We start from the raw sequence: 10,193 nt of genomic DNA, 5'->3' as shown, positions 1-10,193 counted from the left end.
GCCCGCGGCCGCCCACCGCGATCGGGGACTCCTGGTCGTACAGGAACCACTCGTCCGCGCGGAACGGCCGGTGGAACCACATGGCGTGGTCCAGCGACGCCATGTCGAAGCCACGGGGCCCCCAGAGAGGCTCGACCGGGATGCGGACAGCGTCCAGAAGGGTCATGTCGCTGGCGTACGTCAGCGCGCAGGTGTGCACGAGCGGGTCGTCCCCCAGGGGTCCCACGGCCCGCATCCACACCGCGCTGCGCGGCTCGGCGTTCTCGACCTCCTCGGGCGTCCAGCGCAGCCGGTCGACATACCGGATGTCGAAGGGCTGACGCCGGGCCATGCGCTCCAACTGCTCTGGAAGCGCGCCCAGATGCTCGGTGATCTCCTGCGACACCGTCGGCAGCGACTCGGGATCCGGCACCTTCCGGGACGGCGGCAGCTGGTGCTCGAAGCTCCCCTCTTCAGGCTTGTGAAAGGAGGCGGTCAGATTGAAGATCGTGCGGCCCTGCTGCACGGCGGTGACCCGGCGTGTGGTGAACGACCGCCCGTCGCGGACCCGCTCGACCTGGTACACGATCGGCACCCCCGGACGGCCCGGGCGCAGGAAGTACGCGTGCAGCGAGTGCACCGGCCGGTCGCCTTCCGTGGTGCGTCCGGCGGCGACCAGCGCCTGGCCGGCGACCTGGCCGCCGAAGACCCGCTGCAGGGACTCCTGCGGACTGCGCCCACGGAAGATGTTGACCTCGATCTGCTCCAGGTCGAGCAGGTCGACGAGCCGCTCGGCGGGGTTGGTCGTCATGTACTGGCCTCTCCTGTGCTCACAGCTGACCGACGTCGGTGACCTTGACGACGGCGCGTCCCTCGGCGTCGGAGGCCGCGAGGTCGATCTCCGCGCTGATGCCCCAGTCATGATCGCCGTTCGGGTCGGCGAAGGTCTGCCGGACGCGCCACAGCCCGTTCTGCGGCTCCTCCTCGATCATCAGCAGCCGGGGGCCACGGGCGTCGGGACCGGTGCCGAGGTCTTCGTACTCGTCCCAGTACTTGTCCATCGCCTCGCCCCACCGCTCGGCGTCCCAGCCGGACTCGGCGTCCATCTCACCCAGCTCGCCCACCTGGTCGAGGGCGGCGAGCTCGACACGGCGGAACAGGGCGTTGCGGACGAGGACACGGAAGGCGCGTGCGTTGGCGGTGACCGGCTTGACCTGATCGGCCCTCTCCTGGGCCTCCTCGGCCGTCATCTCCTCGGGGTTGGCCAGCTTCTCCCACTCGTCGAGAAGGCTGGAGTCGACCTGGCGCACCATCTCGCCGAGCCAGGCGATCAGGTCCTCCAGGTCGTCCGACTTGAGATCGTCGGGGACTGTGTGGTCGAGGGCCTTGTAGGCGCCGGCGAGGTAGCGCAGCACGATGCCCTCGGTGCGTGCCAGTTCGTAGTGAGACACCAACTCCGTGAAGGACATGGCCCGTTCGTACATGTCCCGGATCACCGACTTCGGCGACAGCGGATGGTCGCCGACCCAGGGGTGGCTCTTGCGGTAGGTGTTGTACGCGTGGAAGAGCAGCTCCTCCAGCGGCTTGGGGTAGCTGACGTCCTGGAGCCGCTCCATGCGCTCCTCGTACTCGACACCGTCCGCCTTCATCGTGGCCACGGCCTCACCGCGCGCCTTGTTCTGCTGGGCGGCGAGGATCTGCCGCGGATCGTCCAGCGTCGACTCGACGACGGACACCATGTCCAGGGCGTAGGACGGCGACTCCGGGTCCAGCAGTTCGAACGAGGCCAGCGCGAAGGTGGACAGTGGCTGGTTGAGCGCGAAGTCCTGCTGAAGATCGACCGTCAGCCGGACGATGCGTCCCTCGGCGTCCGGCTGGTCGAGCTTCTCGACGATGCCGCCGTCGAGGAGCGACCGGTAGATCGCGATCGCGCGGCGGATGTGACGCAGCTGCTGTTTGCGCGGCTCGTGGTTGTCCTCCAGCAGATGGCGCATCGCCTCGAAGGCGTTGCCCGGCCGGGCGATCACGGACAACAGCATCGTGTGGGTGACCCGGAAGCGGGAGGTGAGCGGTTCAGGGTCGGAGGTGATGAGCTTCTGGAAGGTGCTGTCCGTCCAGCCGACGAACCCCTCGGGCGCCTTCTTGCGGACCACCTTGCGGCGCTTCTTCGGGTCGTCACCCGCCTTGGCGAGCGCCTTCTCGTTCTCGATGACGTGCTCGGGCGCCTGCCCCACCACGTAGCCCGCCGTGTCGAAGCCGGCCCGCCCGGCGCGGCCCGCGATCTGGTGGAACTCACGGGCCCGCAGCGTCCGCACCCGGTTGCCGTCGTACTTCGTGAGGGCGGTGAACAGCACGGTGCGGATGGGGACGTTGACACCGACGCCGAGCGTGTCCGTGCCGCAGATGACCTTCAGCAGACCGGCCTGGGCGAGCTTCTCCACCAGCCGCCGGTACTTGGGCAGCATGCCGGCGTGATGGACACCGATGCCGTGGCGCACGTAACGGGAGAGGTTGCGGCCGAACTTGGTGGTGAAGCGGAAGTTGCCGATCAGCTCGGCGATCCGGTCCTTCTCCTCCCGCGTGCACATGTTGATGCTCATCAGCGCCTGCGCCCGCTCCACGGCCTGCGCCTGAGTGAAGTGCACGATGTAGACGGGAGCCTGCTTGGTGGCGAGCAACTCCGTGAGTGTCTCCGTCATCGGGGTCAGTACGTACTCGTAGGAGAGCGGCACCGGGCGGATCGCCGAGCGGACCACCGAGGTGGGGCGGCCGGTTCGCCGGGTGAGGTCCTTCTCGAACATCGAGACGTCGCCGAGCGTCGCCGACATCAGGATGAACTGGGCCTGCGGCAGCTCCAGAATCGGGATCTGCCAGGCCCAGCCGCGGTCGGCCTCTGCGTAGAAGTGGAACTCGTCCATCACGACCTGGCCGACGTCGGCGTGCTTGCCGTCTCGCAGCGCGATGGACGCCAGCACCTCGGCGGTACAGCAGATGACGGGGGCGTCGGCGTTCACGGAGGCGTCGCCGGTGAGCATGCCGACGTTATCGGTGCCGAAGATCTTGCACAGCTCGAAGAACTTCTCCGAGACGAGTGCCTTGATCGGGGCTGTGTAGAAGGTGACCTCGTCCCGGGCGAGGGCCGCGAAGTGCGCTCCCGCCGCGATCATGCTCTTGCCGGAGCCGGTGGGCGTCGACACGATCACGTTCGCGCCGGAGACCACCTCGATGAGCGCCTCCTCCTGATGCGGATAGAGGGTGAGACCGCGCTCCTGGGCCCACGACTCGAAGGCTTCGTAGAGGGCGTCGGGGTCGGCGGTCCGCGGCAGCTGATCGATGAGGGTCACGTCCCCATCTTGCCTGCCCGCGCACCCGATGGGGGAATCGGATGCCGGACCGAAGATCGCGAACGCTACGCTGTGGCACCGACGGAACGTCAGCGCACCTGGACAACTGGACAGCGGCACAAGGCGCCTGGACAGCGGCACGAACGGAATGGGACGGGGCACGGCCATGATGGGACCAGCACACTCACTGTCGGGAGCCGCGGCCTGGCTCGGCGTAGGGGCGGCAGCGGCCGCCGCCGGGCACATGATGCCTTGGCCGGTCCTCCTGGTCGGTGCGCTGATCTGCGCGGGTGCCGCGCTCGCCCCCGACCTGGACCACAAGGCGGCCACGATCTCGCGGTCCTTCGGTCCGCTGTCACGCTGGGTGTGCGAGATCGTCGACAAGCTCTCCTACGCCGTCTACAAGGCGACGAAGAAGCAGGGCGACCCGCGCCGCTCGGGTGGGCATCGCACGCTCACGCACACCTGGCTGTGGGCGGCACTGCTCGGTGCCGGTGCCTCCGTCACCGCCATCACGGGCGGACGCTGGGCGGTGCTGGCCATCCTCTTCGTTCACATGGTGCTGGCGATCGAAGGGCTGCTGTGGCGGGCGGCCCGGGGCTCCAGCAGCGATGTGCTGGTGTGGCTGCTGGCGGCGACCAGCGCCTGGATCCTCGCGGGTGTCCTGGACAAGCCGGGCAACGGGGCGGACTGGCTGTTCACACAGCCGGGCCAGGAGTACCTGTGGCTCGGGCTGCCGATCGTGCTCGGTGCGCTGGTGCACGACATCGGGGACTCGCTGACCGTGTCGGGCTGCCCGATCCTGTGGCCGATACCGATAGGGCGCAGGCGCTGGTACCCCCTGGGCCCGCCGAAGGCCATGCGGTTCCGGGCCGGCAGCTGGGTGGAGCTGCGGGTGCTGATGCCGGTGTTCATGGTGCTCGGGGGAGTGGGCGCGGCGGCAGCGCTGAACTTCATCTGACGCGCTGTTCGACCTCGGCCGACGTCTTCGAAACCGGGTCAGCCCGAAGGGGAATCCTCGTCCACGATGTGCATCGCCGCCTCCTCGGCGGAGGCGGCCGCCCCGTCGATGCCCACGTCGGTGGCGATCAGCCCGCTCTCCTCGTCCTCGTGTGCGCCCTCGTCGGGAGCGACGAGACGGCCGGAGCGGAGGTCTCCCACCTCGTTGTCCAGGGGCTCGCCGTCGGTGTCCTGGGAGTCGCCGATGCCGTCCCCGTCGGGGGAGGCGATGTCCGGGAGCTCCTCGGCGAGGCGTTGCTCCAGGGTCTCGCCGCGCAGCCGCTCCGCCGCCGTCACTCCGGTGTGCTCCACCGCCCATGGCCGATCCGGTGGGGACCAGCCCCGATCGAGGGGGTCGGCCACACCGTCGGCGACCAGGGTGTCCTCGGCGTCCAGCAGCCCCGCGTCGTCCTGGATCTCGGATCCGTCTGGCTGGTAGACGTCGTCTCCCCATCCGCCGGCTCTGTCCACGGGTACCTCCAGTGGTGGGACGGGCCCGGTGCCACCGCTCGGCGACGATGGGCCCGCGGACCGCTGGGCGACGGCCCGAACCCCGCGAACCGGGCGGCTCACGGGCGTCCCCCGAATCAGTGCCCACCACCAGCCTTCCACTCGCGTTCGCCACCGCGCAACGGCAGGGGACCGGCAGCCGCAGGACGACCCGACCGCTGCTCGTCCGGGCCGCGTCCGATCCGGGGCCGGCGCCAGGGCGCGGCGCGTGGCCCCGCAACCGCCCGTGGCCCGGGTGTGGGCTGCGGTGCCCCTGCCGAAAGCCACCGCACGCGCGAGGGCTGCGGCGCCGCGCCGACCGACCACGCCCGGGACTATGACGGCTCCGGGCAGGTTCACCGGGCACGAGCCGGTAGCCCCGCGTCCGCCGGCCGCACCCGCGACGGTCCCGGCCCCGCCCCGGTCAGCCGTGCCACGACCTCCACAGGGCGGCGTACGCGCCGTCCGCCTCGACCAGTTGGTCGTGGCTGCCCAGTTCGCTGATGCGGCCGTTCTCGACAACGGCGATGACGTCGGCGTCGTGGGCGGTGTGCAGCCGGTGGGCGATGGCGACGACGGTGCGGCCGTCGAGGACGCGGGCGAGGGAGCGTTCCAGATGGCGGGCCGCGCGCGGGTCGAGGAGCGAGGTCGCCTCGTCCAGGACAAGCGTGTGCGGGTCGGCGAGAACCAGCCGGGCGAGCGCGATCTGCTGGGCCTGCGCCGGGGTGAGCGCGACCCCGCCGGAGCCGACCTCGGTGTCCAGCCCCTCGTCCAGTGCCTGTGCCCAGGTGTCGGCGTCGACCGCGCCCAGCGCCGCCCACAGCTCGGTGTCCTGCGCACTCGTGCGGGCGAGGAGCAGGTTGTCGCGCAGGGAGCCGACGAACACATGGTGCTCCTGGTTGACCAGCGCCACGTGGGAGCGGACGTCCTCGGCGGGCATCCGGGACAGCTCGGCGCCACCCAGGGTGATGCGGCCGTCGCGGGGGGCGTAGATCCCGGCGAGGAGCCTGCCCAGGGTCGATTTGCCAGCGCCGGACGGGCCGACGAGAGCGAGTCGGGTGCCGGGCGAGACCTCCAGGGACACCTTGCGCAGGACGTCGACGCCTTCGCGGTACCCGAAGCGCACCCGGTCGGCGTGGACATGGCGTCCCTCGGGGGTTACGCCCCGGTCTCCCGCGTCCGGCTCGATGTCCCGCACCCCGACCAGACGGGCCAGCGACACCTCGGCGACCTGCAGTTCGTCGTACCAGCGGAGGATCAGGTTGATCGGGTCGACGAGCATCTGGGCGATGAGCGCGCCCGTGGTCAGCTGGCCGAGCCCGATCCAGCCCTGCAGGACGAACACCCCGCCGATGATCAGGACCGAGCCGAGGACCGTGGTGTGCGTGAGGTTGATGACCGGGAAGAGCACCGACCGCAGCCACAGCGTGTACCGCTCCCAGGCGGTCCACTCGCGGACACGCTGGTTCGACAGATCGATGCGGCGCGTGCCGAGGCGGTGGGCCTCGACCGTGCGGCCGGCGTCCACGGTCTCCGCGAGCACGGCGGCGACGGCGGCGTACCCGGCGGACTCCGAGCGGTAGGCGGAGGGGGCGCGCTTGAAGTACCAGCGGCAGCCGAGCACCAGCAGAGGCAGGGCCAGCAGTACGGCGAGGGCCAGTGGGGGTGCGGTCACGGCGAGCCCGCCGAGGAGCAGCGCCACCCACACAACGCCGATCGCCAGCTGGGGCACGGCCTCGCGCATGGCGTTGGCGAGCCGGTCGATGTCCGTGGTGATGCGGGAGAGCAGGTCACCCGTGCCGGCGCGTTCCAGGACGCCCGGCGGCAGTCCGACCGACCGTACGAGGAAGTCCTCGCGGAGGTCGGCCAGCATCCGCTCGCCGAGCATGGCGCCGCGCAGTCGCACCTCTCGTACGAAGACGGCCTGGATGACGAGAGCGACGACGAACACCGTCGCCGTGAGTTCCATATGGAGCTCACGCGCACCGTCGGAGACCCGTTCGACGAGTGCGCCGAGCAGGTAGGGGCCCGCCATCGAGGCCACCACCGCGACCGTGTTGACGGTGATGAGCACGACGAAAGCCCGGCGGTGCCGGCGGAACAGTTCGGCCACGTAGGCGCGTACGGTCGCGGGGGCGCCGACGGGCAGGGTGTTCGCCGTCGTCGGGGCGGCAGGGTCGTAGGCCGGTGGCGCCACGCCGATCATGCGGTTTCCTCGATTTCTTCAAGCTCGTCCAGCACGTCGTTGAAAGCGGCCTTGTGGTCTTGCGGTCGGCCGGCGAAGGCAGCCTTCTTGGCGGGTCCGGTGGCCGGGACCGCGTTCTCGTCCGGCCTGCCGGCCGACGCGGCATTCGCGTCCGGCCCACCAGCAGTCGCTGCCGCCTTCGCCTCTGGCCTCGCCTCCGGTCCACCAGGCACAACGGCCTCAGCCCCCGCCCCGTCCGTCATTGCCGCCTGCGCCTCCGCCTCGTCGGTCATTGCCGCCTGCGCCTCCGGCCCGTTGGCCCGGGCGGCCTTCTCGTCGGTCTCGCGGGTGACGACGGCCCGGTACCGGGGTTCGTTGTGCACCAGGTCGCGGTGCAGGCCGACCGCCGCTACCTCGCCCTCGTGCACCAGGACGACGCGTTCGGCGAGGTCCAGGAGGAGGGGCGAGGAGGTGAAGACGACCGTCGTGCTGCCGGCCCTCAGCGACCGGATGCCGTCGGCGACCCGGGCCTCGGTGTGCGAGTCGACGGCGGAGGTCGGCTCGTCCAGGACCAGTACACCTGGGTCCGTGATCAGGGACCGGGCCAGTGCGAGCCGCTGGCGTTGGCCGCCGGACAGGGACCGGCCGCGCTCGGTGATCCGCGCGTCCATCGGGTCCTCGGCGTCCAGAGACCCCTGGACCAGGGCTTCCAGCACGTCACCGCACTGCGCGGCGGCCAGCGCCTCCTCGGCGGTGACCGCGCCCGAGGCGGGGACGTCGAGGAGTTCGCGCAGCGTCCCGGAGAGCAGCACCGGGTCCTTGTCCTGGACGAGGACGGCCGTGCGGGCGGAGTCGAGGGGCAGTTCGTCGAGCGGTACGCCGTCGAGGAGCACGGAGGTGCCCTCCTCCGAGGCGTGGCCGCCCAGTCGTTCCGCCAGTCGTCCGGCCGCGTCCGGGTCGCCGCACACCACTGCGGTGAGACACCCGGCGGGCGCGAGCAGTCCGGTTGCCGGGTCGTACAGGTCCCCGGTGGGCACGACGGCCTCGCGGGACCCTTCGATGTCCGTGGCCCGCTCCAGCGACAGCACCCCGGCGGCCCGCTTGGCGGACGGACGGGAGAAGGAGTACGCCATCGCGATCTCCTCGAAGTGCCTGAGCGGATACGCCAGCAGCATGACCGCGCTGTACACGGTGACCAGCTGGCCGACCGTGATCCGGCCCTCCTGGGCGAGACCCACGCCGTGCCAGACGACCGCGATCATCAGCAGCCCGGGCAGCAGGACCTGGATGCCGGAGATCAGGGCCCACATACGGGCGCTGCGGACGGCGGCGTGGCGGACCTCTTGGGAGGCCCGGCGGTAGCGGTCCAGGAAGAGGTCCTCACCGCCGATGCCGCGCAGGACACGCAGGCCCGCGACGGTGTCGGAGGCCAGCTCGGTGGCGCGGCCCGCCTTCTCGCGCTGGAAGTCGGCACGCCGGGTCGCGCGGGGCAGCAGTGGCAGGACGGACAGGGCGAGGACGGGAACACCCACGGCGACGACGATGCCGAGCGCGGGCTGGTAGACGACCAGGCCGACACAGACCAGCATCACGGATAGGGCGGCGGCGGCGAACCGGGAGACGGCCTCGACGAACCAGCCGATCCTCTCGACGTCGCCCGTGGAGACCGCGACGACCTCACCGGCCGCCACCCGCCGCGTCAGCGCCGAGCCGAGCTGGGCCGTCTTGCGGGCCAGCAGCTGCTGGACGCGCGCGGCCGCCGTGATCCAGTTGGTGACAGCAGACCGGTGCAGAAAGGTGTCGCCCAGCGCGATGGTGAACCCGCACAGCACCAGCAGCCCGCCCGCGACGGCGAGTCGGGAGCCGGAGCGGTCGACCACGGCCTCGATGGCGAAGCCGACGCAGAACGGCAGCCCGGCCACGGAGGTGAAGTGCAGCAACCCCCATGCCAGCGCCTTGAACTGCCCGCCGAGCTGATTCCGGCCGAGCCACCACAGGAATCGGGGACCCGAGCGTACGTCCGGCACGCCCGGGTCTTTATACGGAAGGTCTTGAATCTGCATGACGTCCCAGAGGCTCGTGTCAGGGTGGGGGGAGAAGTGGGGAGAAAAGGGGCGGTGAGGTCCAGCGACCGGCCGTGAAAGGTTCGCGTCGCAGCCTGGTCGGAAGCAAACGGTTTTCCGGTGCCGGGCAAAGTTTCGGCCTTGACCACCCGTGTGAGGCCCGGCGAGCGGGACGGCGGGCGCATGCGTCCGGTGCGCGGTGCGACGATGGAGCGCATGCGAATAGGCGGTACGAGGCGGGAACGAACCGGCGTGGCGAGCGATGTGGACGCGGGCGGTGCGCACAACGGCGGTGCGATGAGGGGGGCGGCTCGTGTCGGGCTCGCGGCGGTGGTCTGCGGTGCGCTGGTGATGTCCGTGGCGGCGTGCGGCGGTTCGGGCGACATGACCGACGGAGCCAAGGCCGACACGAACGCCACGAAGTCCGGGGACAAGGCCGACCGTGCCGAGGCGCGGACCGTGGACCTGACCCGTGTCCCGGACGTCGGTGACCGGCTCCAGAAGCAGATCCCCGCCGAGTCCCGCCAGGTCGTCGCGGTCTACGGGGAAGGCGAGAATGACGCGGACGCCACGGTCGTCCTGTACACGAAGAGCGGTTCCACCTGGAAGAAGACCCGCAGCTGGGAGGGCCACAACGGCAAGAAGGGCTGGAGCACCGACCATCGGGAGGGCGACCGGCGCAGCCCCGTCGGTGTGTTCACGCTCAGCGACGCGGGAGGCGTCCTCGCCGACCCGGGTGCCAAGCTCCCGTACAGCCGGTCGGCGTCGTTCCAGGCCCCGCACTACTGGGCCAAGTCGCACTGGCACGACTTCGACTACGTGATCGCCATCGACTACAACCGCGTCAAGGGCACCTCGCCGATCGACCCGACGCGCCCCGAGGGCCAGACGAAGGGCGGCAGCATCTGGCTGCACATGGACCACGGCAGCGGCACCTCGGCCTGTGTCAGCCTGTCCAAGTCGGGCATGGAGTACCTGTTGCGCACCCTCGACCCGGCCCAGCACCCGGTGATCGTCATGGGGGACAGGGCGGAGCTGAAGGCCTGAGACGCAGGGCCCTGTCGCTCGCTCGCCAGGCGCTTCCGCGCACTCTTGTGGCCGGAGATCTCATTGTGGCGGGGTGCCGACTCCCCG

The 10,193-nt window shown here is 70.8% G+C and carries 7 protein-coding genes; 2 read left to right on the top strand and 5 right to left on the bottom strand.

The window, feature by feature from the left end:
- Positions 1-790, bottom strand: a 790-nt coding sequence (locus ACFU53_RS16310; RefSeq protein ID WP_383991827.1) for an acyl-CoA thioesterase, incomplete at its 3' end; no start/stop codon positions are given.
- Between the two features lie 19 nt (positions 791-809).
- Positions 810-3,323 carry a DEAD/DEAH box helicase gene (locus ACFU53_RS16305; RefSeq protein ID WP_383991825.1) on the bottom strand — a complete coding sequence of 838 codons (2,514 nt, stop codon included), beginning with the start codon at positions 3,321-3,323 and terminating at the stop codon, positions 810-812.
- Positions 3,324-3,489: 166 nt separating this feature from the next.
- On the opposite strand from ACFU53_RS16305, the gene ACFU53_RS16300 reads away from it, so the two are divergent.
- Entirely contained in the window at positions 3,490-4,284 is a 795-nt protein-coding gene (locus ACFU53_RS16300; protein WP_383991822.1) for a metal-dependent hydrolase, read from the top strand.
- 38 nt (positions 4,285-4,322) lie between these two features.
- On the opposite strand, the gene ACFU53_RS16295 is transcribed toward ACFU53_RS16300, so the two are convergent.
- From ACFU53_RS16295 to ACFU53_RS16285, 3 genes are all read right to left on the bottom strand, one after another.
- Complete coding sequence (locus tag ACFU53_RS16295) at positions 4,323-4,793, bottom strand: DUF5709 domain-containing protein (protein WP_383991819.1); 471 nt, start codon at positions 4,791-4,793, stop codon at positions 4,323-4,325.
- A gap of 442 nt (positions 4,794-5,235) precedes the next feature.
- Positions 5,236-7,017: an ABC transporter ATP-binding protein gene (locus ACFU53_RS16290; RefSeq protein ID WP_383991817.1), complete on the bottom strand. Its 1,782-nt coding sequence runs from the start codon at positions 7,015-7,017 to the stop codon at positions 5,236-5,238.
- A complete protein-coding gene (locus ACFU53_RS16285; RefSeq protein ID WP_383991813.1) occupies positions 7,014-9,059 on the bottom strand; it encodes an ABC transporter transmembrane domain-containing protein in 2,046 nt (681 codons plus the stop codon). Before ACFU53_RS16285 ends, ACFU53_RS16290 begins: the two co-directional genes overlap by 4 nt.
- A gap of 297 nt (positions 9,060-9,356) precedes the next feature.
- Between ACFU53_RS16285 and ACFU53_RS16280 the strand changes: the two genes are divergently transcribed.
- Positions 9,357-10,106: a hypothetical protein gene (locus ACFU53_RS16280; protein ID WP_383991834.1), complete on the top strand. Its 750-nt coding sequence runs from the start codon at positions 9,357-9,359 to the stop codon at positions 10,104-10,106.
- Positions 10,107-10,193 lie beyond the last annotated feature (87 nt).

The organism is Streptomyces sp. NPDC057474 (assembly GCF_042802555.1).
GTDB lineage: Bacteria > Actinomycetota > Actinomycetes > Streptomycetales > Streptomycetaceae > Streptomyces.
Note: the sequence above shows the minus strand (reverse complement) of the source record. Positions and strands in the feature narration are given on the sequence as shown.